At 72.0% G+C, this 26576-nt stretch carries 23 protein-coding genes; 21 read left to right on the top strand and 2 right to left on the bottom strand.

The genetic code is table 11. The features are described 5' to 3' along the window. Positions 1-163: 163 nt before the first annotated feature. Positions 164-664, bottom strand: a complete 501-nt coding sequence (gene bldD, locus ACIBJC_RS20760; RefSeq protein ID WP_329828429.1) for a transcriptional regulator BldD — start codon at positions 662-664, stop codon at positions 164-166. A gap of 278 nt (positions 665-942) precedes the next feature. Here bldD and pyrR point away from each other — a divergent pair, with 278 nt between their 5' ends. The 14 genes from pyrR (at position 943) to ACIBJC_RS20690 (ending at position 17883) form a co-directional block, all read left to right on the top strand. Next, positions 943-1560 (top strand): bifunctional pyr operon transcriptional regulator/uracil phosphoribosyltransferase PyrR, encoded by a 618-nt coding sequence (gene pyrR, locus ACIBJC_RS20755; RefSeq protein WP_399294464.1) that lies wholly within the window; start codon positions 943-945, stop codon positions 1558-1560. A gap of 100 nt (positions 1561-1660) precedes the next feature. Further along, positions 1661-2698 (top strand): aspartate carbamoyltransferase catalytic subunit, encoded by a 1038-nt coding sequence (locus tag ACIBJC_RS20750; RefSeq protein WP_329828427.1) that lies wholly within the window; start codon positions 1661-1663, stop codon positions 2696-2698. A 2-nt stretch (positions 2699-2700) separates the two neighbouring features. Beyond that, a complete protein-coding gene (locus ACIBJC_RS20745) occupies positions 2701-3987 on the top strand; it encodes a dihydroorotase (protein ID WP_399294460.1) in 1287 nt (428 codons plus the stop codon). Then, positions 3984-4634 carry a hypothetical protein gene (locus ACIBJC_RS20740; protein ID WP_399294457.1) on the top strand — a complete coding sequence of 217 codons (651 nt, stop codon included), beginning with the start codon at positions 3984-3986 and terminating at the stop codon, positions 4632-4634. Before ACIBJC_RS20745 ends, ACIBJC_RS20740 begins: the two co-directional genes overlap by 4 nt. Continuing rightward, positions 4631-5815, top strand: coding sequence for a glutamine-hydrolyzing carbamoyl-phosphate synthase small subunit (carA, locus tag ACIBJC_RS20735; RefSeq protein WP_399294454.1), 1185 nt, complete (start codon positions 4631-4633; stop codon positions 5813-5815). Before ACIBJC_RS20740 ends, carA begins: the two co-directional genes overlap by 4 nt. Next, entirely contained in the window at positions 5808-9119 is a 3312-nt protein-coding gene (gene carB, locus ACIBJC_RS20730) for a carbamoyl-phosphate synthase large subunit (protein ID WP_399294451.1), read from the top strand. The genes carA and carB overlap by 8 nt, the downstream gene beginning before the upstream one ends. A gap of 32 nt (positions 9120-9151) precedes the next feature. Then, positions 9152-10288 carry a quinone-dependent dihydroorotate dehydrogenase gene (locus tag ACIBJC_RS20725; protein ID WP_399295149.1) on the top strand — a complete coding sequence of 379 codons (1137 nt, stop codon included), beginning with the start codon at positions 9152-9154 and terminating at the stop codon, positions 10286-10288. Continuing rightward, complete coding sequence (gene pyrF, locus ACIBJC_RS20720) at positions 10285-11175, top strand: orotidine-5'-phosphate decarboxylase (protein WP_399294448.1); 891 nt, start codon at positions 10285-10287, stop codon at positions 11173-11175. Before ACIBJC_RS20725 ends, pyrF begins: the two co-directional genes overlap by 4 nt. Positions 11176-11407: 232 nt before the next feature. After that, positions 11408-11731: an integration host factor gene (locus tag ACIBJC_RS20715; RefSeq protein ID WP_329828420.1), complete on the top strand. Its 324-nt coding sequence runs from the start codon at positions 11408-11410 to the stop codon at positions 11729-11731. A 38-nt stretch (positions 11732-11769) separates the two neighbouring features. Next, entirely contained in the window at positions 11770-12333 is a 564-nt protein-coding gene (gene gmk, locus ACIBJC_RS20710) for a guanylate kinase (protein WP_329828419.1), read from the top strand. A gap of 123 nt (positions 12334-12456) precedes the next feature. Continuing rightward, a complete protein-coding gene (gene rpoZ / locus ACIBJC_RS20705; RefSeq protein ID WP_003970369.1) occupies positions 12457-12729 on the top strand; it encodes a DNA-directed RNA polymerase subunit omega in 273 nt (90 codons plus the stop codon). A gap of 146 nt (positions 12730-12875) precedes the next feature. Continuing rightward, the gene (gene coaBC, locus ACIBJC_RS20700; RefSeq protein ID WP_399294443.1) at positions 12876-14084 is read left to right on the top strand and encodes a bifunctional phosphopantothenoylcysteine decarboxylase/phosphopantothenate--cysteine ligase CoaBC; all 1209 of its coding nucleotides are present in this window, start codon (positions 12876-12878) and stop codon (positions 14082-14084) included. 299 nt (positions 14085-14383) lie between these two features. Then, positions 14384-15607 carry a methionine adenosyltransferase gene (gene metK, locus ACIBJC_RS20695; protein ID WP_399294440.1) on the top strand — a complete coding sequence of 408 codons (1224 nt, stop codon included), beginning with the start codon at positions 14384-14386 and terminating at the stop codon, positions 15605-15607. A 131-nt stretch (positions 15608-15738) separates the two neighbouring features. Next, the gene (locus ACIBJC_RS20690) at positions 15739-17883 is read left to right on the top strand and encodes a primosomal protein N' (RefSeq protein ID WP_399294437.1); all 2145 of its coding nucleotides are present in this window, start codon (positions 15739-15741) and stop codon (positions 17881-17883) included. A gap of 175 nt (positions 17884-18058) precedes the next feature. Here ACIBJC_RS20690 and ACIBJC_RS20685 read toward each other — a convergent pair whose 3' ends face one another. Then, the gene (locus ACIBJC_RS20685) at positions 18059-18601 is read right to left on the bottom strand and encodes a hypothetical protein (protein ID WP_399294434.1); all 543 of its coding nucleotides are present in this window, start codon (positions 18599-18601) and stop codon (positions 18059-18061) included. 367 nt (positions 18602-18968) lie between these two features. Here ACIBJC_RS20685 and fmt point away from each other — a divergent pair, with 367 nt between their 5' ends. The 7 genes from fmt to ACIBJC_RS20650 all read left to right on the top strand — a co-directional run bounded on the left by fmt (position 18969) and on the right by ACIBJC_RS20650 (position 26557). Continuing rightward, positions 18969-19913: a methionyl-tRNA formyltransferase gene (gene fmt, locus ACIBJC_RS20680; RefSeq protein WP_399294431.1), complete on the top strand. Its 945-nt coding sequence runs from the start codon at positions 18969-18971 to the stop codon at positions 19911-19913. A gap of 32 nt (positions 19914-19945) precedes the next feature. Beyond that, on the top strand, positions 19946-21379 hold the full coding sequence (locus ACIBJC_RS20675) for an RsmB/NOP family class I SAM-dependent RNA methyltransferase (protein ID WP_399294428.1): 1434 nt from the start codon (positions 19946-19948) through the stop codon (positions 21377-21379). 147 nt (positions 21380-21526) lie between these two features. Then, complete coding sequence (rpe, locus tag ACIBJC_RS20670) at positions 21527-22210, top strand: ribulose-phosphate 3-epimerase (RefSeq protein WP_329828408.1); 684 nt, start codon at positions 21527-21529, stop codon at positions 22208-22210. Between the two features lie 89 nt (positions 22211-22299). Further along, positions 22300-23349 carry a sugar-binding domain-containing protein gene (locus tag ACIBJC_RS20665; protein ID WP_329828407.1) on the top strand — a complete coding sequence of 350 codons (1050 nt, stop codon included), beginning with the start codon at positions 22300-22302 and terminating at the stop codon, positions 23347-23349. A gap of 214 nt (positions 23350-23563) precedes the next feature. Next, positions 23564-25006, top strand: coding sequence for a GuaB1 family IMP dehydrogenase-related protein (locus ACIBJC_RS20660; protein WP_399294424.1), 1443 nt, complete (start codon positions 23564-23566; stop codon positions 25004-25006). Positions 25007-25101: 95 nt separating this feature from the next. Beyond that, positions 25102-25539 carry an Lrp/AsnC family transcriptional regulator gene (locus tag ACIBJC_RS20655; protein WP_399294421.1) on the top strand — a complete coding sequence of 146 codons (438 nt, stop codon included), beginning with the start codon at positions 25102-25104 and terminating at the stop codon, positions 25537-25539. Positions 25540-25723: 184 nt separating this feature from the next. Continuing rightward, a complete protein-coding gene (locus tag ACIBJC_RS20650) occupies positions 25724-26557 on the top strand; it encodes a carbon-nitrogen hydrolase family protein (protein WP_399294418.1) in 834 nt (277 codons plus the stop codon). Positions 26558-26576: the final 19 nt, after the last annotated feature.

The raw sequence follows: 26576 nt of genomic DNA, 5'->3' as shown, positions 1-26576 counted from the left end.
CGGGTGCGAGGACGTCGGACGGGCCACGACGTGGGGCCGCCCCGGACGCGCCACGGCGCGGAACCGCCCTGGACGCGCCGGAGGGCGGTCCCGTACGCGTGTACGGGACCGCCCTCCGGGAGGTGACGTTTCTGCCGATCCGCGAGCCGGGCCCGCGGGGCGGTCAGCTCTCGTCGTGCGCGACCGCGCGCCGCGCGTCCGCGTCCAGCACACCCCAACTGATGAGCTGCTCGGTCAGGACCGACGGCGACTGGTCGTAGATGACGGCCAGGGTGCGCAGGTCGTCCTGGCGGATCGACAGCACCTTGCCGTTGTAGTCGCCCCGCTGGCTCTGGATCGTCGCCGCGTACCGCTGGAGCGGGCCGGCCTTCTCCTGCGGCACGTGGGCCAGGCGCTCCAGGTCGAGAACGAGCTTCGGCGGCGGCTCGGCGGCACCGCCGGGCGTCGTGCCGGGAAGAAGCTCCTGCACCGGGACACCGTAGAAGTCCGCCAGCTCGGCGAGGCGCTGCACCGTGACGGCACGGTCTCCACGCTCGTACGAACCCACCACGACGGCCTTCCAGCGGCCCTGGGACTTCTCCTCCACGCCATGGAGCGAGAGGCCCTGCTGGGTGCGGATGGCGCGGAGTTTGGCCCCGAGCTGCTTTGCGTATTCGCTGGACATATAGCTCCCCGGACGAAGTCTGGTAACTCACTGTGAGGTTACGCAGCGTTACTTGGATGCGTCAAGCCGGGGGCGTCCTACCGGGGTCCGTACCGGCCTCCGTACCGCTGTCCGTACCGCGTTCCGTACCGCGCTCCGTACCGCCTCCCGGCACCTTCCGGCAGGGGGTGGCACCGAATCGGCCGCGGACCCCCTGCTAGCCTGGGTGGCGTAGTTTCTGGCATTTCCGACGTCCTTTAAGGTCCGTCCCGTGAGGCGGAGAAGGAGGTCCGTTTCTTATGGACACCAGCAAGAACGTGAGCGGCAACGCGAGCGACACCGACACGACGGCCGGATCCGGTGCGGCACGCCCCGTTCTGGAGGCTCCCGACATCGCCCGGGTCCTGACCCGTATCGCCCACGAGATCGTCGAACGCGCCAAGGGCGCCGACGACGTGGTGCTGCTCGGCATTCCGACCCGCGGGGTCTTCCTGGCCCGCAGGCTCGCCGGAAAACTCGCCGAGATCACCGGCCGCACCATCCCGGTCGGCTCCCTCGACATCACCATGTACCGCGACGACCTGCGGCTGCGGCCCGCCCGCGCGCTGGCCCGCACCGACATCCCCGCGGACGGGGTCGACGGACGGCTGGTCGTCCTCGTCGACGACGTGCTCTTCTCCGGCCGGACGATCCGCGCTGCCCTCGACGCCCTCGGCGACATCGGCCGGCCGCGCGCCGTCCAGCTCGCGGTCCTCGTCGACCGCGGCCACCGCGAGCTGCCGATCCGCGCCGACTACGTCGGCAAGAACCTCCCCACCTCGCTGCGGGAGACGGTCAAGGTCCAGCTCGCCGAGGAGGACGGCCGCGACACCGTGCTGCTCGGCCTCCAGCGGCCCACCGCGTCCGGCGAGCGGTAGCGGGGGCCCAAGCGCCGCCCGTACGTCCTTCCCACCCTGTACGGATGCCTCCGCGCGCCCGCACGCCCGCACACCCCACCACACCGGAGCGCTCTTTCCGATGCTGCGTCTTCCCGGGGCGAACCCCCGCACACCCGGCCACCTGATCTCCGCCGCCGATCTCAGCCGCGACGACGCCGTGCTGATCCTCGACACCGCGGAGGAGATGGCCCGGGTCGCCGACCGGCCCATCAAGAAACTGCCCACCCTGCGCGGCCGTACCGTCGTCAACCTCTTCTTCGAGGACTCGACCCGCACCCGGATCTCCTTCGAGGCCGCCGCCAAGCGCCTCTCCGCCGATGTGATCAACTTCTCGGCCAAGGGCTCGTCCGTCTCCAAGGGCGAATCGCTCAAGGACACCGCGCTCACCCTGGAGGCGATGGGCGCCGACGCCGTCGTCATCCGGCACGGCGCCTCCGGCGCCCCGTACCGCCTCGCCACCTCCGGCTGGATCGACGGCGCGGTCGTCAACGCGGGCGACGGCACCCACGAACACCCGACCCAGGCCCTCCTCGACGCCTTCACGCTGCGCCGCAGGCTGGTCGGCGCGGACGCGGGGATCGGCCGCGACCTGGCCGGGCAGCGGGTCACGATCGTCGGCGACGTGCTGCACAGCCGCGTCGCCCGCTCCAACGTCCTGCTGCTGCACACGCTCGGCGCCCACGTCACGGTGGTCGCGCCGCCCACGCTCGTGCCGATCGGCGTCGAGCACTGGCCCTGCGAGGTCAGCTACGACCTGGACCGGGTGCTGCCCGCGTCCGACGCCGTGATGATGCTGCGAGTGCAGCGCGAACGGATGAACGCCGCCTTCTTCCCGACCGAGCGCGAGTACTCCCGGCGCTACGGCCTGGACGGCGAGCGGATGCGCCGGATGCCCGGCAACTCCGTCGTCATGCACCCCGGGCCGATGAACCGAGGCATGGAGATCACCGCGGAGGTCGCCGACTCCGATCGCTGCACGGCCGTCGAGCAGGTCGCCAACGGCGTCTCCACCCGGATGGCCGTGCTCTACCTGCTGCTCGGCGGCAACGAGCCCGCCGTCACCACGTCCCGCACCTCACCCGAGACGTCCCGCCCGTCACCCGAGGAGAACAAGTAACCATGAGCAAGATCCTGATCCGGGGCGCCCAGGTGCTCGGCGGCGACATCCAGGACGTACTGATCGACGGCGAGGTCATCGAGGCGGTGGGCACGGGCCTGGACGCCGGTGACGCCACCGTCGTCGAGGCCGCGGGACAGATCCTGCTGCCCGGCCTGGTCGACCTCCACACCCATCTGCGGGAGCCCGGCCGCGAGGACTCCGAGACCGTCCTGACCGGCACCAAGGCCGCCGCCATCGGCGGCTTCACCGCCGTCCACGCCATGGCCAACACCTTCCCCGTCGCCGACACCGCCGGCGTCGTCGAGCAGGTCTGGCGGCTCGGCAAGGAGTCCGGCTACTGCGATGTGCAGCCCGTCGGCGCCGTCACCGTCGGCCTGGAGGGCAAGCACCTCGCCGAGCTGGGCGCCATGAACGACTCCGCCGCGAACGTCCGGGTCTTCTCCGACGACGGCAAGTGCGTCGACGACGCGGTGATCATGCGCAGGGCGCTGGAGTACGTGAAGGCGTTCGACGGCGTCGTCGCCCAGCACGCCCAGGAGCCGCGGCTCACCGAGGGCGCCCAGATGAACGAGGGCGTCGTCTCCGCGGAGCTGGGGCTCGGCGGCTGGCCCGCCGTCGCCGAGGAGTCGATCATCGCGCGCGACGTGCTGCTCGCCGCGCACGTCGACTCCCGCGTCCACATCTGCCACCTCTCCACCGCGGGCTCGGTCGAGCTGGTCCGCTGGGCGAAGTCCAAGGGGTGGAACGTCACCGCCGAGGTCACCCCGCACCACCTCCTCCTCACCGACGAGCTCGTACGGTCGTACAACCCCGTCTACAAGGTGAACCCGCCGCTGCGCACCGAGGCCGACGTCCTCGCCCTGCGCGAAGCCCTCGCGGACGGCACGATCGACTGCGTCGCCACCGACCACGCGCCCCACCCGCACGAGGACAAGGACTGCGAGTGGGCGGCGGCGGCCATGGGCATGGTCGGCCTGGAGACCGCCCTGTCGGTGGTCCAGGACACGATGGTCGACACCGGACTGCTGGACTGGGCGGGCGTCGCCGACCGGATGTCGTTCCGCCCGGCGCGCATCGGCCGCCTCGAAGGCCACGGCCGGCCCGTCTCGGCAGGCGAGCCCGCCAACCTCACCCTGGTCGATCCGGCATACCGTGGAGCCGTGGACCCCGCGGGCTTCGCCTCCCGCAGCCGTAACACCCCGTACGAGGGGCGTGAGCTGCCGGGACGTGTGACCCACACCTTCCTGCGGGGCCGTGCCACGGTCGTCGACGGGAATCTGGCGTGACAACTGCGAACCTTCTCCTTCCACTGGCCGCCGAGCAGAAATCGGCGGACGTGACCGACTGGGCCGCCCGGATCGGCTGGGTGGCCGGTCTGCTGCTCTTCGTCGCCTTCGTGTACTGGTTGATGCGCCAGGGCTGGAAGTGGCGCGGCAGCCTCCAGTCGGACCTGCCCGAGCTCCCGGCCCGCCCGTCGCCCACCACCACCCTCAACGGAGGCGGCAGGCCGCCGCTGCCTGAAATGCCGGCCGAGCCCGGCGAGGCGAGACTGACGATGGAGGGCCGCTACCACGGCTCCACGACCGCCGGGCAGTGGCTCGACCGGATCGTGGCCCACGGTCTCGGCACCCGCAGCCGCGTGGAGCTGACGCTCACCGACGCCGGGCTCGACGTCGTACGCCCCGGCGCGAGCGACTTCTTCGTCCCGGCGGAGCGGCTGCGCGAGGCCCGGCTCGACAAGGGCATCGCGGGCAAGGTCCTCGCCGAGGGCGGGCTGCTGATCGTCACCTGGGAGCACGGGGAGCGGCTGATCGACTCCGGCTTCCGCTCCGACCGCTCCGCCGAACACGCCGCCTGGGTCGACGCCGTCAACTCCATGAACCAGCCCCTCACCACGCACCACACCAGCACTACGGAAGGCCCCGCACGATGACCACCTCGCCCCCAGTCGTCGGCCGAGGCACCGGCCGCGGAACCGCCCGCGTAAAGGCGTCCCCCGCCGTACTCGTCCTGGAGGACGGCCGCAGCTTCCGCGGCCGCGCCTACGGGGCCGTGGGGGAGACCTTCGGCGAGGCCGTCTTCTCCACCGGCATGACCGGCTACCAGGAGACCCTCACCGACCCGTCGTACCACCGCCAGGTCGTCGTGATGACGGCCCCGCACATCGGCAACACCGGCGTGAACGACGAGGACCCCGAGTCCCGGCGGATCTGGGTCTCCGGCTACGTCGTACGGGACCCCGCGCGCACCCCGTCCAACTGGCGCTCGCGCCGTTCCCTCGACGACGAGCTGGTCGCCCAGGGCGTCGTCGGCATCAGCGGCGTCGACACCCGCGCCCTCACCCGCCACCTCCGCGAGCGCGGCGCCATGCGCGTCGGCATCTTCTCCGGGGAGTCCCTGGCGGACGAGGCGGCACTGCTCGCCCGGGTCCGGCAGGCCCCGGAGATGACCGGCGCGAACCTCTCCGCCGAGGTCGCCACCGAGCAGCCGTACGTCGTCCCCGCGATCGGTGAGAAGCGCTTCACCGTCGCCGCGCTCGACCTCGGCATCAAGGGCATGACCCCGCACCGGATGGCCCAGCGCGGCATCGAGGTGCACGTCCTGCCCGGCACCGCCACGCTGGACGAGGTGTACGCGACCGCGCCCGACGGGGTCTTCCTCTCCAACGGGCCAGGCGACCCCGCCACCGCCGACCTCACCGTCGTCCGGGGCGTGCTGGAGCGCGGCACGCCGCTCTTCGGCATCTGCTTCGGCAACCAGCTCCTCGGCCGCGCGCTGGGCTTCGGCACGTACAAGCTGAAGTACGGGCACCGGGGCATCAACCAGCCCGTGCAGGACCGCACGACCGGCAAGGTCGAGATCACCGCGCACAACCACGGCTTCGCCGTCGACGCTCCGCTCGACCGGGTCACCGACACCCCCTACGGCCGCGTCGAGGTCTCCCACGTCTGCCTCAACGACAACGTGGTCGAGGGGCTCAGGCTGCTCGACCGGCCGGTCTTCAGCGTCCAGTACCACCCCGAGGCGGCCGCCGGCCCGCACGACGCCGCGTACCTCTTCGACCGCTTCACGTCTTTGATGGACACAGCTCTGATGGAGGACCAGCGTGCCTAAGCGCACCGATATCCAGTCCGTCCTGGTCATCGGTTCAGGACCGATCGTCATCGGCCAGGCCGCTGAATTCGACTACTCCGGTACCCAGGCGTGCCGCGTGCTCAGGTCCGAGGGCCTGCGCGTCATCCTGGTCAACTCCAACCCCGCCACGATCATGACGGACCCGGAGATCGCCGACGCCACGTACGTCGAGCCGATCACCCCCGAGTACGTCGAGAAGATCATCGCGAAGGAGCGCCCCGACGCGCTGCTGCCCACCCTGGGCGGCCAGACCGCGCTGAACACCGCGATCTCCCTGCACGACTCCGGCACGCTCGACAAGTACGGCGTCGAACTGATCGGCGCCAATGTAGAGGCGATCAACAAGGGCGAGGACCGCGACCTCTTCAAGGGCGTCGTCAAGGCCGTGTACGAGAAGATCGGCCACGGCGAATCCGCCCGCTCGGTCATCTGCCACTCCATGGACGACGTCCTCGCCGGCGTCGACACGCTCGGCGGCTACCCCGTCGTCGTCCGCCCCTCCTTCACCATGGGGGGCGCCGGCTCCGGCTTCGCCCACACCGAGGAGGACCTGCGCCGGATCGCCGGACAGGGCCTGATGCTCTCGCCGACCACCGAGGTGCTCCTGGAGGAGTCCATCCTCGGCTGGAAGGAGTACGAACTGGAGCTGATGCGCGACAAGCACGACAACGTCGTGGTCGTCTGCTCCATCGAGAACTTCGACCCGATGGGCGTGCACACCGGCGACTCGATCACCGTCGCGCCCGCGATGACGCTCACCGACCGCGAGTACCAGATCCTGCGGGACGTCGGCATCGCCGTGATCCGCGAGGTCGGCGTCGACACCGGCGGCTGCAACATCCAGTTCGCGATCAACCCGGACGACGGCCGCGTCATCGTCATCGAGATGAACCCGCGCGTCTCCCGCTCCTCCGCGCTCGCCTCCAAGGCCACCGGCTTCCCGATCGCCAAGATCGCCGCCCGGCTCGCCGTCGGCTACACGCTGGACGAGATCCCCAACGACATCACCGAGAAGACCCCGGCGTCCTTCGAGCCCACACTCGACTACGTCGTCGTCAAGGTGCCCCGGTTCGCCTTCGAGAAATTCCCGGCCGCCGACGCCTCCCTCACCACCACCATGAAGTCCGTCGGCGAGGCCATGGCCATCGGCCGCAACTTCACCGAGGCCCTCCAGAAGGCGCTGCGCTCTCTTGAGAAGGCCGGCAGCCAGTTCTCCTTCACCGGGGAACCGGGCGACCGCGCCGAGCTGCTGGAGACCGCGAAGATCCCCACCGACGGCCGGATCAACACCGTCATGCGGGCGATCAGGGCCGGGGCCACCCCCGAGGAGGTCTTCGACGCCACGAAGATCGACCCGTGGTTCGTCGACCAGCTCTTCCTGATCAAGGAGTACGCGGACGAGCTGGCCGCCGCCGAACGGCTCGACCCCGACCTGCTCGCCGAGGCCAAGCGGCACGGCTTCTCCGACGCCCAGATCGCCGCGATCCGCGGGCTGCGCGAGGACGTCGTACGCGAGGTCAGGCACGCGCTGGGCGTCCGCCCCGTCTACAAGACGGTCGACACCTGCGCCGCCGAGTTCGCCGCGAAGACCCCGTACTTCTACTCCTCGTACGACGAGGAGAGCGAGGTCGCGCCGCGCGAGAAGCCCGCCGTGATCATCCTCGGCTCCGGTCCCAACCGGATCGGCCAGGGCATCGAGTTCGACTACTCCTGCGTCCACGCCTCCTTCGCGCTGAGCGAGGCCGGGTACGAGACCGTGATGGTCAACTGCAACCCGGAGACCGTCTCCACCGACTACGACACCTCCGACCGGCTCTACTTCGAGCCGCTCACCCTGGAGGACGTCCTGGAGATCGTGCACGCGGAGACCCTGGCGGGACCGATCGCGGGCGTCATCGTCCAGCTCGGCGGCCAGACCCCGCTGGGCCTCGCCCAGGCCCTCAAGGACAACGGTGTGCCCGTCGTCGGCACACCCCCCGAGGCGATCCACGCCGCCGAGGACCGGGGCGCCTTCGGCCGGGTCCTCGCCGAGGCCGGCCTGCCCGCGCCCAAGCACGGCACCGCCACCACCTTCGCCGGGGCCAAGGCGATCGCGGACGAGATCGGCTACCCGGTCCTCGTCCGGCCGTCGTACGTCCTCGGCGGACGCGGCATGGAGATCGTCTACGACGAGACCAGGCTCTCCTCGTACATCGCCGAGTCCACCGAGATCAGCCCCACCCGCCCGGTGCTGGTGGACCGGTTCCTCGACGACGCCATCGAGATCGACGTGGACGCCCTCTACGACGGTACGGAGCTGTACCTCGGCGGCGTCATGGAGCACATCGAGGAGGCCGGCATCCACTCCGGCGACTCGGCGTGCGCCCTGCCGCCCATCACGCTCGGCGGCTTCGACATCAAGCGGCTGCGCGCCTCCACGGAGGCCATCGCGCGCGGGGTGGGCGTGCGCGGACTGATCAACATCCAGTTCGCGATGGCCGGTGACATCCTCTACGTCCTGGAGGCCAACCCGCGCGCCTCCCGTACCGTCCCCTTCACCTCGAAGGCGACCGCCGTACCGCTCGCGAAGGCCGCGGCCCGTATCTCGCTCGGCGCCACCGTCGCCGAGCTGCGCGCGGAAGGGCTGCTGCCCGCACAGGGCGACGGCGGCACGCTGCCGCTCGACGCGCCGATCTCCGTCAAGGAGGCCGTGATGCCGTGGTCGCGTTTCCGCGACATCCACGGACGCGGCGTCGACACCGTCCTCGGCCCGGAGATGCGCTCCACCGGCGAGGTCATGGGCATCGACTCCGCCTTCGGCACGGCGTACGCCAAGTCGCAGGCCGGGGCGTACGGCCCGCTGCCCGTCAAGGGCCGCGCCTTCATCTCCGTCGCCAACCGCGACAAGCGCTCGATGATCTTCCCGGCGCGCGAACTGGTCGCCCACGGTTTCGAGCTGCTGGCCACCTCCGGCACCGCCGAGGTCCTCAAGCGCAACGGCATCAAGGCGACCGTCGTACGCAAGCAGTTCGAGGGCGAGGGCCCGGACGGCGAGAAGACCATCGTCCAGCTCATCCACGAGGGGGGAGTCGACCTCATCGTCAACACCCCGTACGGCACCGGCGGCCGGCTCGACGGTTACGACATCCGTACGGCGGCCGTGGCGCGCGGCGTCCCCTGCCTCACGACGGTCCAGGCGCTGGCCGCCGCCGTCCAGGGCATCGACGCCCTGAAGCACGGCGACGTCGGCGTCCGCTCCCTCCAGGAGCACGCGCGCCACCTCACCGCGGCCCGCGAGGACTGAACTCCATGCACATCACGAACATCATGGACACGATGTACCGGATTCTCTTCCGGCTGGTCTTCCGGCGGATGGACCCCGAGCAGGCGCACCACCTGGCCTTCCGGTGGATCCGGCTCGCCGCCCGCGTCCCCGTGCTGCGCACCTTCGCCGCCGCCGCGCTCGCCCCCCGCTTCGCGGAGCTGCGCACCGAGGCGTTCGGGCTGCGCATGCACGGCCCCTTCGGGCTCGCGGCCGGGTTCGACAAGAACGCCGTGGGCATCGACGGACTGGCCATGGCCGGCTTCGACCATGTCGAGATCGGCACCGTCACCGGCGAGCCGCAGTCCGGCAACCCGAAGCGGCGGCTCTTCCGGCTCGTCCCCGACCGGGCGCTGATCAACCGTATGGGCTTCAACAACGAGGGCTCCGCCGCCGTGGCGGAGCGCCTCGCGGCCCGTACGGCCCGTGGGCCCGTCTTCAGGACGACCGTCGGCGTCAACATCGGCAAGACCAAGGTCGTCCCCGAGAGTGAGGCCGTCGCCGACTACGTGCTCTCCACGGAGCGCCTGGCCCGCCACGCCGACTACCTCGTGGTCAACGTCAGCTCGCCCAACACCCCCGGGCTGCGCAGCCTCCAGGCCGTCGACCAGCTCAGGCCGCTGCTCACCGCCGTACGCGAGGCCGCCGACCGCACCGTCACCCGGCGCCGCGTCCCGCTCCTGGTCAAGATCGCGCCCGACCTCGCGGACGAGGACGTCGACGCCGTCGCCGACCTCGCCGTGGAGCTGGGCCTCGACGGCATCATCGCCACCAACACCACCATCGCCCGCGAGAGCCTCGGCCTCGCGTCCGACCCGGCTCTGACCGCCGAGACCGGCGGACTGTCCGGCGCGCCGCTCAAGGAGCGCTCGCTGGAGGTGCTGAGCCGCCTGTACGCGCGTGTGGGCGACCGGATCACCCTGGTGGGCGTCGGGGGCGTGGAGGACGCCGAGGACGCCTGGCAGCGCATCCTGGCCGGTGCCACGCTCGTCCAGGGGTACAGCGCGTTCATCTACCGGGGCCCGTTCTGGAGCCGAGAGATCCACCAGGGGCTCGCGGCCCGGCTCGCGCTCTCCCCGTACGCCACCCTCGCCGAGGCCGTGGGCGCGTCCACCCGCGCCGCGCAGAGCCGGAAGAAGGCCGACGCATGACCACTCCGCCCCCTTCGGACCCCACGCCCCTCGCGGCCCCCTTCGGCGCGCGGCTCCGGCAGGCGATGGACCACCGCGGCCCACTCTGCGTGGGCATCGACCCGCACGCCTCGCTCCTCACCGACTGGGGCCTGAACGACGACGTCGCGGGCCTGGAGCGGTTCACCCGTACGACGGTGGAGGCGCTGGCCGACCGGGTCGCCGTGCTCAAGCCGCAGTCGGCGTTCTTCGAACGGTTCGGGTCGCGCGGCATCGCCGTCCTGGAGAAGGCCGTCGCGGAGGCCCGGGCGGCCGGGGCGCTGGTCCTGATGGACGCCAAGCGCGGCGACATCGGCTCCACGATGGGCGCGTACGCGGCGACCTATCTGGATCCGGCCTCGCCGCTCTTCTCGGACGCCGTGACGCTCTCGCCGTACCTCGGCTTCGGCTCGCTGCGCCCGGCGCTGGACGCGGCCTCGGCGGCCGGCTGCGGGGTCTTCGTCCTGGCGCTGACCTCCAACCCGGAGGGCGCCGAGGTACAGCGCGCCACCGCTGCCGACGGGCGCCCGCTCGCACAGCTCATGCTCGACCACATGGCCGCCGAGAACGCGGGCGCGACGCCGCTCGGTTCGGTCGGCGCGGTCGTCGGGGCCACCCTCGGGGACCTGGGGGAGGCGGGCGTGGATCTCGCGATCAACGGGCCGCTGCTGGCGCCCGGGATCGGCGCGCAGGGCGCGACGCCCGCCGATCTGCCCGGCGTCTTCGGCGCGGCGGTCGGCAACGTCGTTCCGAGCGTCAGCCGGGGTGTTCTCCGTCACGGTCCCGACGCCGGGGCCCTGCGGAATGCCGCGGACCGCTTCGCGGACGAGGTGAGAACGGCTGTCGGCGGCGGCACGGCGGGCAGGTGACGGAGGCAATGAGCGGCTTCCTGTCCAAAAAGTTGGGCAAAATGACCAAAATGTCACCCCTGATCGATGCTGACCAGGACTTTTCGTCTGTTCTCGCTGACTCGGACGGACTTGGCCGCTAGTCTCCGTCGAGAGTCAACGCGCAGTTCGTTGCCCGTTGCTCGCCTGGTGCGGGGCGATAGGTTCCGCACCGGTCCGTATCCGACAGTTCGACATCCGAGGTGACGTAGGCGTGGCTCTTCCGCCCCTTACCCCTGAACAGCGCGCAGCCGCGCTCGAAAAGGCCGCCGCGGCTCGCCGGGAGCGGGCCGAGGTCAAGAATCGACTCAAGCATTCCGGCGCTTCGCTCCATGACGTGATCAAGCAGGGTCAGGAGAACGACGTCATCGGGAAGATGAAGGTCTCCGCCCTCCTTGAGTCGCTGCCCGGCGTGGGCAAGGTCCGCGCCAAGCAGATCATGGAGCGGCTCGGGATCTCCGAGAGCCGCCGCGTGCGGGGTCTTGGCTCCAACCAGATCGCGTCCCTGGAGCGCGAGTTCGGCGGTGGTGGCGCCTGACGTTTCCGGGCACCCCCGGGAACCTGGATAATCGCCGCATGGCAGCAGACGTACGACCGCGGCTGACCGTGCTCTCCGGCCCCTCCGGGGTCGGCAAGAGCACGGTCGTCGCCCATATGCGCAAGGTCCACCCCGAGGTATGGCTCTCGGTGTCGGCCACCACGAGAAAGCCGCGCCCCGGTGAGCGTCACGGGGTCCAGTACTTCTTCGTCACCGACGACGAGTTCGACAAGTCGGTGGCCAACGGAGAACTGCTGGAATGGGCGGAGTTCGCGGGCAACCGGTACGGGACCCCCCGACAGGCGGTCCTGGACCGGCTGGCCGCGGGTGAGCCCGTACTCCTGGAGATCGACCTCCAGGGCGCCCGGCAGGTCAAGGAGTCGATGCCGGACTCCCGGCTGGTCTTCCTGGCCCCGCCGAGCTGGGACGAGCTGGTGCGCCGGCTCACCGGCCGGGGTACGGAATCGGCCGAGGTGATCGAGCGCAGGCTCGCCGCCGCGAAGGTGGAACTGGCCGCCGAGGCGGAGTTCGACACGACCCTGGTCAACACCTCGGTCGAGGACGTCGCACGCGAGCTGCTAGCCTTGATGGCAGTTGCATGATCTTTAGTGTGCTGTTCTCGCGGACCGCCCGGCACACCGGGACGGCGAGAAACCGCCGGTTCGCGGGGCGCGACAGCACACGACCCCCTGTTTTTCCCTGAATTTTCTTCGGAAGGCAAGAGAGTGTCCTCTTCCATCACCACGCCCGAGGGCATCATCAACCCGCCGATCGATGAGCTGCTCGAGGCCACGGACTCGAAGTACAGCCTCGTGATCTACGCGGCCAAGCGCGCGCGCCAGATCAACGCGTACTACTCGCAGCTCGGTGAGGGCCTGCTCGAGTACGTCGGTCCGCTGGTGGACACCCACGTCCACGAGAAGCCGCTCTCGATCGCCCTGCGCGAGATCAACGCGGGTCTGCTGACCTCCGAGGCCATCGAGGGCCCGGCCCAGTAGGCGCCCCACGTCACACGCTTTCTCACCACAGGCCCGGCAGAGCGACTGCCGGGCCTGTGGTGTGTCATGGGAGCTGTCACGATCGTGCGGGGCAGTCGGCCCGGCCGGTTCCGGCCGGGCTCTGGACAGCGGAGGGGAGAGACACGGTGGACAAGCCGAAGGTCGTTCTGGGGGTCGCCGGGGGGATCGCCGCGTACAAGGCGTGCGAGCTGCTGCGTCGGCTGACCGAATCGGGCCATGACGTACGGGTCGTACCGACCGGATCCGCGCTCCACTTCGTCGGGGCGGCGACCTGGTCGGCGCTCTCGGGCCATCCGGTCTCCACCGAGGTCTGGTCCGACGTCCACGAGGTGCCGCACGTACGGATCGGCCAGAGCGCCGACCTCGTCGTCGTCGCCCCGGCCACCGCCGACCTGCTCGCGAAGGCGGCGCACGGCCTCGCGGACGACCTGCTGACCAACACGCTCCTCACGGCCCGCTGTCCGGTCGTCTTCGCGCCCGCCATGCACACCGAGATGTGGGAGCACCCCGCCACCCAGGAGAACGTCGCGACGCTGCGCGCGAGGGGCGCCGTCGTGATCGAACCCGCCGTGGGCCGCCTCACCGGCGTCGACACCGGCAAGGGGCGGCTGCCGGACCCTGGCGAGATCTTCGAACTCTGCCGCCGGATCCTGGCCCGCGGCGTCCCCGTACCCGACCTGGCGGGACGCCATGTGGTGATCAGCGCCGGGGGGACGCGGGAGCCACTCGACCCGGTCCGCTACCTGGGCAACCGCTCCTCGGGCAAGCAGGGGTACGCCCTGGCCCGTACGGCCGTGGCCCGGGGCGCCAGGGTCACGCTCATCGAGGCGAACACCGGGCTGCCGGACCCGGCGGGCGTCGACATGGTCCACGTCGGTACGGCGCTCCAGCTCCGCGAGGCCGTGCTGAAGGCGGTCGCCGAGGCCGACGCGGTGGTCATGGCGGCGGCCGTGGCCGATTTCCGTCCCGCCGTCCGGGCCGAGGGCAAGATCAAGAAGAAGGACGGCGAGGAGCCCGCGCCGGTCGCCCTCGTCCGCAACCCGGACATCCTCGCCGAGCTGGCCGCCGAGCGGGCCCGCCCAGGACAGGTGGTCGTCGGCTTCGCGGCGGAGACGGACGACGTCCTCGCCAACGGCCGGCGCAAGCTGCGGCGCAAGGGGTGCGACCTCCTCGTCGTCAACGAGGTGGGCGAACGCAAGGTGTTCGGCACGGAGGAGAACGAGGCGGTCGTCCTCGCGGCGGACGGCACCGAGACACCCGTACCGTACGGACCGAAGGAGGCCCTGGCGGACGTGGTCTGGGACCTGGTGGCCCCCAGGGTCGTGTCCGGATGACGACGGTGCGGGCGAGGGCGGCCGGTGGACCTCCGGCCGTATGAATTCTTCATTACGTCCCCTTTCCTCCCCTTCGCCGCTTCTGCGCCCTTCGTCACATCTCACTCGGGGCCCTGGCCAGGGGCGATCACCGTGGCGCATAATGCGAGACCGTGAGCCCGGGGCTCCCACAGATCGAGACACTTGCCCCCGTGGCCCGATTCGACCGATAAAGTGGTCGAGGAACGTCGCGGGGCGTGCAGCGCCCCGTACGATCCGCCAATGATCAGCCAGCAGCCGCTGCAACCTCAGGGAGCGATGTGTCCCGCCGTCTCTTCACCTCGGAGTCCGTGACCGAAGGTCACCCCGACAAGATCGCTGACCAGATCAGCGACACCATTCTTGACGCGCTCCTCCAGGAGGACCCGTCCTCCCGGGTCGCCGTGGAGACCTTGATCACCACCGGTCTGGTGCATGTCGCCGGCGAGGTCACCACCAAGGCCTACGCGCCGATCGCCCAGCTCGTGCGGAACAAGATCCTGGAGATCGGCTACGACTCGTCGAAGAAGGGCTTCGACGGCGCCTCCTGCGGCGTCTCGGTGTCCATCGGCGCGCAGTCTCCCGACATCGCACAGGGCGTCGACACGGCGTACGAGAAGCGGGTCGAGGGTGCCGCCGCGGGCGGAGACGACGACGAGCTCGACAAGCAGGGCGCCGGCGACCAGGGCCTGATGTTCGGCTACGCCTGCGACGAGACCCCCGAGCTGATGCCGCTCCCGATCCACCTCGCGCACCGCCTCTCGCGCCGCCTCTCCGAGGTCCGCAAGAACGGGACCATCCCGTACCTGCGCCCCGACGGCAAGACCCAGGTCACCATCGAGTACGACGGCGACAAGGCCGTACGCCTCGACACGGTCGTCGTCTCCTCGCAGCACGCGTCCGACATCGACCTGGACTCGCTGCTCGCGCCCGACGTCCGCGAGTTCGTCGTCGAGCACGTGCTCAAGGAACTGGTCGACGACGGCATCAAGCTCGACACCGACGGCTACCGCCTCCTGGTCAACCCGACCGGACGCTTCGAGATCGGCGGCCCGATGGGCGACGCCGGCCTCACCGGCCGCAAGATCATCATCGACACCTACGGCGGCATGGCCCGCCACGGCGGCGGCGCCTTCTCCGGCAAGGACCCGTCCAAGGTCGACCGCTCCGCCGCGTACGCGATGCGCTGGGTCGCCAAGAACGTCGTGGCCGCGGGCCTCGCCGCGCGCTGCGAGGTCCAGGTCGCGTACGCCATCGGCAAGGCCGAGCCGGTCGGCCTCTTCGTCGAGACCTTCGGCACGGCCACGGTCGAGCCCGAGAAGATCGAGCAGGCCATCGGCCAGGTCTTCGACCTCCGCCCGGCCGCGATCATCCGCGACCTCGACCTGCTGCGCCCGATCTACGCCCAGACGGCGGCGTACGGCCACTTCGGCCGCGAGCTGCCGGAATTCACCTGGGAGCGCACGGACCGCGTGGACGCGCTGCGCGAGGCCGCGGGCGTCTGAGCCACCGGCTGCTTTTCTGAGTGAGGCCCCGGACACCGCATCGGTGTCCGGGGCCTCACTGTCGTGTCCGCACGGCGGGCGGGATCTCCGTGGATGCCGGGGTGTCGGTGGCGTCTGGTAGGTATGAAGCTGTGAGCAGCGACAACGAGCGGCCCGATGATCCCGCCGGTGGTGGGCCCGAGCAGCTTGCGTTCATTCGGGAGAGTGTGCGGAAGGCGAAGGTGCCGCGGGCGAAGCCGCGGACGTGGCGGGGGGCCGCGCTGGCCGGGGGGTTGCCGGTGGCGCGGGTGGTGGTGAACAAGGGGGTGTTGCATCTTGACCAGTTCTTCGACTACGCCGTGCCCGAGGAGCTGGACGAGGCGGCGCAGCCCGGGGTGCGGGTGCGGGTGCGGTTCGGGGCCGGGGCGCGTCAGGTGCGGGGCGGGCGGCGTGAGGGCGGGCGGCTGATCGACGGGTTCGTGGTCGAGCGGCGCGCCGACTCGGACTACGCGGGGCCGCTCGCCGCGCTGGCGGGTGTCGTGTCCACCGAGCCCGTGCTCGGCGCCGAGCTGCTGGGGCTGGCGCGGGCCGTCGCCGACCGGTACGCGGGGAGCCTCGCGGATGTGCTCCAGCTCGCCGTCCCGCCGCGGAACGCGCGGGCGGAGGCGAAGCCGTCGCCCGAGCCTGCCCCGGCGCCCGCCGCGCCGGAGCCGGGGAGCTGGGAGCGGTACGTGAACGGGCCGGCGTTCCTCGGCTCGCTCGCCGGGGGCGGTGCGCCGCGGGCCGTGTGGACCGCGCTGCCCGGGCCGCTCTGGGCGGAGGAGCTGGCGCGCGCCGTCGCCGCGACGCTCGCCTCCGGGCGGGGCGCGCTCGTCGTCGTACCGGACGGGCGGGTCGCCGGGCGGGTCGACGCGGCGCTCACCGCGCTGCTGGGCGAGGGGCGGCACGCGCTCCTCACGGCGGAGGCGGGGCCCGAGAAGCGCTACCGGGAGTGGCTGGCGGTACGGCGCGGCGCGGTGCGGGCGGTCGTCGGGACGCGCGCGGCCATGTTCGCGCCGGTCCGTGACCTGGGCCTGGTCGCCCTCTGGGACGACGGCGACTCCAGCCACAGCGAGCCGCACGCCCCCCAGCCGCACGCCCGCGAGGTGCTGCTGCTGCGCGCCGCGCACGACAAGTGCGGCTTCCTGCTGGGCGGTACGGCGTGCACGGTCGAGGCGGCCCAGCTCGTCGCCACGGGGTGGGCGCTGCCGCTGGCGGCCGACCGGGAGCAGGTGCGTCACGCCGCCCCGCTGGTGCGCACGATCGGCGACGGCGAGCTGGCCCGGGACGAGGCGGCGCGGGCGGCCCGGCTGCCCAGCCTCGCCTGGCAGGCCGTCAGGGACGGGCTGAAGAGCGGCCCGGTGCTGGTGCAGGTGCCCCGGCGCGGCTATGTGCCCCGGCTGGCCTGCGAGCTCTGCCGTACGCCGGCCCGGTGCCGGCACTGCGCGGGGCCGCTGGAGGCCCCGCGCGAGCGGGAGTTGCTCTGCGGCTGGTGCGGGCGCGAGGAGCCCGGCTGGCACTGCGCGGCCTGCGGGAGCCCCCGGCTGCGCGCGCGGATCGTGGGGGCGCGGCGTACGGCGGAGGAGCTGGGCCGGGCGTTCCCGGCCGTCCCGGTCCGTACGTCGGGACGCGACCATGTGCTCGACTCCGTGCCGGGGCGCCCCGCGCTCGTGGTCAGCACGCCGGGCGCCGAGCCGGTCGCGGAGGGAGGCTATGCGGCGGCGCTGCTGCTCGACGGCTGGGCGATGCTCGGCCGTCCCGATCTGCGGGCGGGCGAGGAGGCGCTGCGCCGCTGGACGCAGGCGGCGTCCCTGGTCCGCGGGCAGGGCGAGGGCGGCACGGTGGTCGTGGTCGCGGAGCCGACGCTCCGTCCGGTGCAGGCGCTGGTCCGCTGGGACCCGGTGGGGCACGCGCGGCGCGAGCTGGCGGAGCGGGCCGAGCTGGGCTTCCCCCCAGTGTCGCGGATGGCCTCGGTGGTCGGGCCCACGGAGGCGGTGGGGACGTTCCTGGCCTCGGCCGAACTGCCGGGCGACGCCGAGGTGCTGGGCCCCGTACCGCTGCCGCTGACCGACCCGGGCCGGCCGCGCAGACCGGGCGATCCGCCGCCGGGGGAGCGCTGGGAGCGCGCCCTGCTGCGGGTGCCGCCGGGCAGCGGCGCCGCGCTGGCCGGGGCGCTGAAGGCGGCGCAGGCGGCGCGGATGTCCCGGGGCGGCGGTGACCCCGTACGGATCAGGATCGATCCGCCCGACATCGGCTGAGGCCACATTGCTGAAGAGGAGGGCGGTGCGGCCGGGCGGCTGCCGGCCGCACCGCGCTCTGCTGCCCGTGCCCGCCGCGCCGCGCGGGGCGGCGCGTGGGGGTGCGGTACGGGCCGACTCGTCGCGCCGGCGCCGGGTGACCGGTTCCGGCGCGCTGACAGGGGGACGGGAGCGGTCAGCCGCCACGCGGTCCTGGGAAGGCCCTCGGGAGGCTCTCCTCGCGGAGCGACGGGACGTTCGCCGAGGGCTGCGGCGGCATCGAGCGGGCCGCCGGTACCACGGGCACGGCGCTCGGTACCGGCGGCAGCGGGGAGCGGGGGACACCGGGGTCCTGCGCGCGGTCCACCTCGGCCGCGCCCGGCTGCTGCGTGGCCCGCCGGGTACCGTAACGCCGGTGCACCGCCTGCTTGGTGACGCCCAGTGCCGAACCCACCGCGTCCCACGAGAACCCGAGTGAGCGGTCGAAGTCCACCGCCGCGGTCACCAGCGTCTCGACGCTGTCCCTCAGCTCCTGCGCGAGACGGACGGTCGGGGCGGGCGCCCTGCCGTAGACGACGAAGCCCGTGGAGGGTCCCGAGCGCCGTGGGCGGTAGACATTGCCCAACTGGGCGGTGAGCGTGCGCAGCGCGTCCACCTGTCGCCTGACCCGCTCGATGTCCCGCACCAACAGGTGCAGACTTGCCCGGGCTTGTGCGTCGTGGGTTGCGTGGTCGGCCATGAACAAGCCTCTCGAACCGGCGTGGAAAAGGATCCGGGCCGCACCGGTGCGGCCCGCGTTGGTCAATCTCCCTTGACAACGCTTCATCGGGCGATGTGGTCACGCTACGGAGGCGTATACGAATATGCGCGGGGCGCGCAGGCCGTCGTACGCCCCCCACGACCCGGTCCTGGACGGGCGGATCCCATGTCCCACACCCCATGTCCCACATCCCAGGTCCCACGTCCCACGTCCGAGGTCCCACGTCCCACGTCCCGCGGAGCGGGACGCCGGACGTACCCCTCTAGACTGTTCCGGCCGTCAGACCGGTCCCGTTCCGCCGTTCGACCATCAGTCCGACATCAGTCCGAGAGGTAGTCAGCCACCGATGAAGCTCGTCTTCGCCGGCACCCCCGAGGTCGCCGTACCCGCCCTGGACGCACTCATCGCCTCGGAGCGGCACGACGTCGTCGCTGTCGTGACCAGGCCCGACGCGCCCGCCGGGCGGGGCCGCAGGCTGGTCGCCAGCCCTGTCGCCCAGCGCGCGGAGGAAGCGGGCATCGAGGTACTCAAGCCCGCGAAACCGCGGGACGAGGACTTCCTCGCCCGGCTGCGCGAGATCGGCCCCGACTGCTGCCCGGTCGTCGCGTACGGCGCCCTCCTGCCGAAGAGCGCCCTCGGCGTGCCCGTCCACGGCTGGGTGAACCTGCACTTCTCGCTGCTGCCCGCCTGGCGCGGCGCGGCCCCCGTGCAGCACGCCGTCCTGGCGGGCGACGAGATGACCGGCGCGGCCACCTTCCAGATCGAGGAGGGGCTCGACTCCGGGCCCGTCTACGGCGTGATCACGGAGCACGTCCGGCCCACCGACACCAGCGGCGACCTGCTGACCCGGCTCGCGTTCGCCGGCTCCGGGCTGCTCTCCGCGACCATGGACGGCATCGAGGACGGCACCCTGGTCCCCGTACCGCAGCCCGCCGACGGCATCTCGCTCGCCCCGAAGATCACCGTCGAGGACGCGCAGGTGGAGTGGGCGGCCCCCGCGCTCCGCGTCGACCGGGTCGTCCGCGCCTGCACCCCCGCGCCCGGCGCCTGGACCGTCTTCCGCGGCGAGCGGCTCAAGCTGGTCCAGGCCGCGCCGGCGCCCGACGTCACCGGCCTGGCGCCCGGGGAACCGGCCGTCGGCAAGAACACCGTGCACATCGGCACCGGCTCGCACGCCGTCGAACTGCTCTGGGTCCAGCCGCAGGGCAAGAAGCCGATGCGCGCCCCTGACTGGGCGCGCGGGGTCCGGATCGCCCCGGGCGAGCGCCTGGGAACCGCCGACGTAGGCTGAGAGGGATCGACTCTTCTCACCGCGGAGCACCTTTGAACGAGCAGGCCACCCGCCGCCCCTCCCAGCCCTACCGCCGCCCCAAGAAGGACCCCGTACGGCTGCTCGCCTTCGAGGTGCTCAGGGCCGTCGACGAGCGGGACGCCTACGCCAACCTCGTGCTGCCGCCGCTGCTCAAGAAGGCCCGCGAGAACAGCGACTTCGAGGCCCGGGACGCGGCGCTCGCCACCGAGCTGGTGTACGGGACGCTGCGCCGCCAGGGCACGTACGACGCGATCATCTCGGCGTGCGTCGACCGGCCGCTGCGGGAGGTCGACCCGCCGGTGCTCGATGTGCTCGCGCTCGGCGCGCACCAGCTCCTCGGCACCCGGATCCCCACCCACGCCGCGGTCTCCGCCAGCGTGGACCTGGCCCGGGTGGTGCTCGGCGACGGGCGCGCCAAGTTCGTCAACGCCGTCCTGCGCAAGATCTCCAAGGACGACCTGGACGCCTGGCTGGAGCGGGTCGCCCCGCCCTACGACGAGGACGCCGAGGACCATCTCGCGGTCGTCCACTCCCACCCCCGCTGGATCGTCTCGGCGCTCTGGGACGCGCTCGGCGGCGGGCGCGCCGGGATCGAGGACCTGCTGGAGGCCGACAACGAACGGCCCGAGGTGACCCTCGTCGCCCGGCCGGGCCGCTCGACCACCGCGGAGCTGACCGACCTGCTCGGCGCGGACACCGTGCTGCCCGGACGCTGGTCCCCGTATGCCGTACGGCTCGCCGAGGGCGGCGAACCCGGCGCCGTCGAGGCCGTAAGGGACGGCAGCGCCGGGGTCCAGGACGAGGGCAGCCAGCTCGTCGCCCTGGCCGTGGCCAACGCCCCGCTGGAAGGGCCCGACGCGCGCTGGCTCGACGGCTGCGCGGGCCCCGGCGGCAAGGCCGCGCTGATGGCCGCGCTCGCCGCCGGGCGCGGCGCCTTCCTGCTCGCCGCCGAGAAGCAGCCCCACCGCGCCCGGCTCGTCGAACGCGCCCTCGCCGGGAACCCGGGCCCCTACCAGGTCATCGCCGCCGACGGCACCCGCCCGCCCTGGCGCCCCGGCTCCTTCGACCGCGTCCTGGTCGACGTCCCCTGCTCGGGCCTGGGCGCGCTGCGCCGCAGGCCGGAGGCGCGCTGGCGGCGCCGCCCCGCCGACCTGGACGGCTTCGCGCCGCTCCAGCGCGGACTGCTGCGCGAGGCGTTCCAGGCCGTACGGGTCGGCGGGATCGTCGGATACGCGACCTGCTCCCCGCATCTCGCCGAGACCCGGGTTGTCGTCGAGGACGTCCTGAAGGGCCGCGGCGGCGCGCCCGTCGAGGCCGAGTGGGTCGACGCCAGGCCCCTGATGCCGGGCGTCCCCGCGCTGGGTGACGGACCGGACGTCCAGCTCTGGCCGCATCTGCACGGCACGGACGCCATGTATCTGGCACTGCTGCGCCGTACCGCCTGACCCGTCAAGCTGATCTTTCCGTACACCCGGATCTGTCCACGGAAACGCGAGGATTGCGCGGACTGTGCCCATTCCCGTACGGGATTGGTCCGTACCCGGGTTCGCAGGGCGGTCAGGAAGTGTCCCGGAGCATGGCAGGCTTGGCACATGGCCCAGATCAACCCCAGCATCCTGTCCGCGGACTTCGCACGCCTCGCCGAGGAGGCGAAAGCGGTCGACGGAGCCGACTGGCTCCATGTCGATGTCATGGACAACCACTTCGTGCCCAACCTGACCCTGGGCGTGCCCGTGGTCGAAGCGCTCGCGCGGGCCACGGACACACCGCTGGACTGCCATCTCATGATCGAGGAGCCCGACCGCTGGGCCCCGCAGTACGTCGAGGCCGGCGCCGGTTCCGTGACCTTCCACGCGGAGGCCGCCGCGGCCCCCGTACGGCTGGCGCGGGAGATCAGGGCCAAGGGCGCCAAGGCGTCGATGGCGCTGAAGCCCGCCACGCCGATCGAGCCGTACGAGGACCTGCTCCCCGAACTCGACATGCTGCTGATCATGACGGTGGAGCCGGGCTTCGGCGGACAGGCGTTCCTGGACATCATGCTGCCGAAGATCCGCCGTACCCGGGAGCTGATCTCCAAGCACGGGCTCGAACTGTGGCTCCAGGTCGACGGCGGGGTCTCCGCGACCACCATCGAGCGCTGCGCGGAGGCCGGTGCGGACGTCTTCGTCGCCGGATCCGCGGTGTACGGCACGGACGATCCGGCGGCAGCGGTACGGATGCTGCGCAACCAGGCGACCGAGGCGACCGCCGCGGCCTCCTGGGCCTGCGGCCACTGAGCCACAGGTACGTGAACGGGGCCTTACGGGGCCTTACGGGGCCGATCGAGGACCGCTGGATCTGACAGGATGAACAGCGAGTCCAGAGTGTGAACAAAGATGAGGAGATCGCGGTGTCTGGTATGTCGGCGGGTCGGCCAGCCCTGCGGATGGGACCCGCGGAACTGGTACAGGCGGCGGCCATGGCCCGCCGCTTCTACCTGGAGGGCAAGTCCAAGATCCAGATCGCCGAGGAGTTCGGCGTCAGCCGCTTCAAGGTGGCCCGGGTCCTGGAGACCGCGCTGGAGCGCGACCTCGTACGGATCGAGATCCGCGTCCCCGCCGAACTCGACGCCGAGCGCTCCGACGCGCTGCGCGCCCGCTATGGCCTGCGCCACGCGGTCGTCGTCGAGTCCCCCGCGGAGGGCGAGGACGAGTCGCCCGACCCGGAGAACCTCGGTGAGGTCGCCGCCGATCTGCTCGGCGAACTGGTGGTCGAGGGCGATGTCCTGGGCCTCGCCTGGGGCCGCTCCACCATCCACATGGCCGCCGCGCTCGACCGGCTGCCGCCCTGTACGGTCGTCCAGCTCACCGGCGTGTACGACGCGGGCACCGCGGAGCGTGGCTCCGTCGAGGCGGTACGGCGCGCCGCCCAGGTCTCCGGCGGCGAGGCGCACCCCATCTACGCCCCGATGCTGCTGCCCGACCCGGCGACCGCCGCCGCGCTGCGCAGCCAGACCGGGATCGCCCGCGCCTTCGAGTACTTCGACAAGGTCACCGTCGCGGCCGTCTCCATCGGCTCCTGGGAGCCCGGCATCTCCACGGTCCACGACATGATCACCGAGGAGGAGCGCACCCACTACGCCTCCCTCGGCGTCGCCGCCGAGATGTCCGCCCACCTCTTCGACGCGGAGGGCCGCAGGGTCGGCCGCGACCTCGGCGAGCGCTGCATCACCGTCGAGGCGGACCGGCTGCGCCGTATCCCGGAGGTCGTGGCGATCGCGGGCGGGCTGCGCAAGGCCGAGGCGATCGGCGCCGTACTCCGCTCCGGGCTGGTCACCAGCCTGGTCACGGACACCGCCGCGGCGGACTTCCTGCTGACGGAGTTCACGCCGGCGCCGCATCCCGCGCTGGAGCGCGCGGACCCGGACGACGACTGAGACATCGGCCCCCCGCCCGGTGGGCGGGGGGTTTCGGACGATGCTTCGAAGATCACCACCGGTCCCCTGGCGGAACGTACAGAGCCGCTCGTCAGGTTCGCCATTCCGCCGCCGTATCGGTGATGATGGCGTAGGAGCCGCAGCCGGGGCCGACCGGGCCCGTCGCTGACTCCCCACCCGCCCCTCAAGCGAAACAGCAGGTGAGAGAGTCAGTATGCGTTTCCTCAACGACGTCACGCCCACGTACGACCTGACGTACGACGATGTCTTCATGGTGCCGAGCCGCTCGGCCGTGGGCTCCCGCCAGGCCGTGGACCTCTCCTCGCCGGACGGTACGGGCACCACCGTCCCGCTCGTCGTCGCGAACATGACGGCGATCGCGGGCCGCCGGATGGCCGAGACCGTCGCCCGGCGCGGCGGACTCGTCGTGATCCCGCAGGACATCCCGATCGAGGTCGTCACCGACGTCATCTCCTGGGTCAAGACGCGCCACCTCGTGCTCGACACCCCGATCGTGCTCACCCCGTTCCAGACCGTCGGCGACGCGCTCTCCCTGCTGCCCAAGCGGGCCCACGGCGCGGGCGTCGTGGTCGACGGCGACCGCAAGCCCGTCGGCATCGTCACGGACCACGACCTGACCGGCGTCGACCGCTTCACCCAGCTCTCCGAGGTCATGTCGAAGGACCTGGTGCTGATCTCCGCCGACCTGGACCCGGGCGAGGCGTTCCACACCCTCGACAACGCCAACCGCAAGCTCGTCCCCGCCGTCGACGCCGAGGGCCGCCTCGCCGGCGTCCTCACCCGGAAGGGCGCACTGCGCGCGACCCTCTACACGCCCGCCACCGACGCCGAGGGCCGGCTGCGGATCGCCGCCGCCGTCGGCGTCAACGGCGATGTCGCGGGCAAGGCCGCGCAGCTTCTCGACGCGGGCGTGGACACCCTGGTCGTCGACACCGCCCACGGCCACCAGGAATCGATGATCAGCGCCGTCAAGGCGGTCCGCGCGCTCGACCCGAAGGTCCCGGTCGTCGCGGGCAACGTGGTCGCCGCGGAAGGCGTACGGGATCTGATCGAGGCCGGCGCGGACATCGTCAAGGTCGGGGTCGGCCCCGGCGCCATGTGCACCACCCGCATGATGACCGGCGTGGGACGGCCGCAGTTCTCGGCCGTGCTGGAGTGCGCCGCCGAGGCGCGGAAGGCCGGGAAGCACGTCTGGGCCGACGGCGGGGTCAGGCACCCGCGCGATGTCGCCATGGCGCTGGCCGCGGGCGCGTCGAACGTCATGATCGGCTCCTGGTTCGCCGGTACGTACGAGTCGCCCGGCGACCTCCAGCAGTCCCCCGACGGACGGCTCTACAAGGAGTCCTTCGGCATGGCCTCCGCCCGCGCCGTACGCAACCGTACGAGCGAGGAGTCGGCGTACGACCGGGCGCGCAAGGCGCTCTTCGAGGAGGGCATCTCCACCTCACGGATGTTCCTGGACCCGCAGCGCCCCGGCGTCGAGGACCTGATCGACTCGATCATCGCGGGCGTCCGCTCGTCGTGCACCTACGCGGGCGCCCACTCCCTGGAGGAGTTCGCGGAGAAGGCGATCGTCGGCGTCCAGAGCGCCGCCGGATACGCCGAGGGCAAGCCGCTGCACGACAGTTGGAGCTAGGACTCTCCCGCACCAGATCCTCTTCCGGGCCGTCGTCGGCGTGCCGACGGCCCGGAACCGAACCGGCCCCGCGCCAGAGAAATGAACCACCAGCAGTGCGACTGAACGAGCTCGACGAACGCATCGTCCACGCCCTCGCCGAGGACGCCCGCCGCTCCTACGCCGACATCGGCTCCCTCGTCGGGCTCTCCGCGCCCGCCGTGAAGCGGCGCGTCGACCGGCTGCGCGCCACGGGCGCGATCACCGGTTTCACCGTACGGGTCGACCCCGCCGCGCTCGGCTGGGAGACCGAGGGGTTCATCGAGATCTACTGCCGCCGCAACACCTCGCCCGACGCCATCCAGCGGGGCCTGGAGCGGCTGCCCGAGGTGGTGGCGGCCTCCACCGTGACCGGGGACGCGGACGCCGTCGTCCAGGTCTTCGCCGCCGACATGCGCCACTTCGAACAGGTCCTGGAGCGGATCGCGGGCGAACCGTACGTGGAGCGTACGAAGTCGGTGCTCGTCCTGTCCCCGCTGCTGCGCCGCTACTGAGCCCCGGGAACCGGCTCCTCACCCCGCGCGCAACGAATCGCCGGCACGGCGGCCGATCACACAACAGATCGATGGTTCGCGCGCAACGGACGTGTCTTGTCCCGCCCGGCCGCCGGACCGTAGCGTCAAGGCTGTCCCGGCGGACTCCCGCCGGACCCCCTTCGCACCCCGCCCGAGGTCAGCCATGCCCCCGCTCCGCACCGCCCTGCTCCAGAGCTCGGGAAGGCCCGGTTCCGTCGACGGCGGTCTGCGCGTGCTCGACGAGGCCGCGGGCCGGGCCGCGGCGGCCGGGGCCGGGCTGCTCGTCTGCCCCGAGATGTTCCTGACCGGCTACGCGATCGGCGACGCCGTGGACCGGCTGGCCGAGACCGCGGACGGACCCGGCTCCGCCGCGGTCGCGGAGATCGCCGTACGCCACGGGCTCGCGGTGCTCTACGGCTACCCCGAGCGGGACCCCGCGCCGGCGAGCGGCGCGCTCTACAACTCCGCGCAGTTGATCGGCCCCGACGGCGCCCGCCTCGCCAACTACCGCAAGACGCACCTCTTCGGCTGCTTCGAGCGCACCTGGTTCACCCCGGGCGAACACCCCGTCGTCCAGGCGGAACTGGCCGGGCTGCGGATCGGGATCATGATCTGTTACGACGTGGAGTTCCCGGAGAACGTCCGCGCCCACGCCCTCGCCGGCACCGATCTGCTGCTGGTCCCCACGGCCCAGATGCACCCCTTCCAGTTCGTCGCAGAATCGATGGTGCCGGTCCGGGCCTTCGAGAACCAGATGTACGTGGCGTACGTGAACCGGACCGGCGAGGAAGGCGCGGCCGGTGCCGGTGCGGAGGGCGCGTTCGAGTTCGTCGGGCTGAGCTGCCTCGCCGGTCCCGACGGGGCCGTACGGGTACGCGCGGGGCGCGGCGAGGAACTGCTCCTCGGGGAGGTCGACGGCGAGCTCCTGGCCGCCTCCCGCGCGGCCAATCCGTATCTGGCCGACCGCCGCCCCGGTCTCTACACGGCGCTGGGCTGACCTCCCGGTATCCGAGGAA

Source organism: Streptomyces sp. NPDC050509, from assembly GCF_044457965.1.
In the GTDB taxonomy this organism is placed as follows: Bacteria; Actinomycetota; Actinomycetes; order Streptomycetales; family Streptomycetaceae; genus Streptomyces.
This window is presented reverse-complemented; position numbering and strand designations above follow the sequence as displayed.

What these genes read in the sequence shown, in the direction of transcription:
- bldD (WP_329828429.1), bottom strand. Translation starts at nt 664, where the DNA reads ATGTCCAGCGAATACGCAAAGCAGCTCGGGGCCAAACTCCGCGCCATC.
- pyrR (WP_399294464.1), top strand. Translation starts at nt 943, where the DNA reads ATGGACACCAGCAAGAACGTGAGCGGCAACGCGAGCGACACCGACACG.
- ACIBJC_RS20750 (WP_329828427.1), top strand. Translation starts at nt 1,661, where the DNA reads ATGCTGCGTCTTCCCGGGGCGAACCCCCGCACACCCGGCCACCTGATC.
- ACIBJC_RS20745 (WP_399294460.1), top strand. Translation starts at nt 2,701, where the DNA reads ATGAGCAAGATCCTGATCCGGGGCGCCCAGGTGCTCGGCGGCGACATC.
- carA (WP_399294454.1), top strand. Translation starts at nt 4,631, where the DNA reads ATGACCACCTCGCCCCCAGTCGTCGGCCGAGGCACCGGCCGCGGAACC.
- ACIBJC_RS20725 (WP_399295149.1), top strand. Translation starts at nt 9,152, where the DNA reads ATGTACCGGATTCTCTTCCGGCTGGTCTTCCGGCGGATGGACCCCGAG.
- pyrF (WP_399294448.1), top strand. Translation starts at nt 10,285, where the DNA reads ATGACCACTCCGCCCCCTTCGGACCCCACGCCCCTCGCGGCCCCCTTC.
- gmk (WP_329828419.1), top strand. Translation starts at nt 11,770, where the DNA reads ATGGCAGCAGACGTACGACCGCGGCTGACCGTGCTCTCCGGCCCCTCC.
- ACIBJC_RS20685 (WP_399294434.1), bottom strand. Translation starts at nt 18,601, where the DNA reads ATGGCCGACCACGCAACCCACGACGCACAAGCCCGGGCAAGTCTGCAC.
- fmt (WP_399294431.1), top strand. Translation starts at nt 18,969, where the DNA reads ATGAAGCTCGTCTTCGCCGGCACCCCCGAGGTCGCCGTACCCGCCCTG.
- rpe (WP_329828408.1), top strand. Translation starts at nt 21,527, where the DNA reads ATGGCCCAGATCAACCCCAGCATCCTGTCCGCGGACTTCGCACGCCTC.
- ACIBJC_RS20660 (WP_399294424.1), top strand. Translation starts at nt 23,564, where the DNA reads ATGCGTTTCCTCAACGACGTCACGCCCACGTACGACCTGACGTACGAC.
- ACIBJC_RS20650 (WP_399294418.1), top strand. Translation starts at nt 25,724, where the DNA reads ATGCCCCCGCTCCGCACCGCCCTGCTCCAGAGCTCGGGAAGGCCCGGT.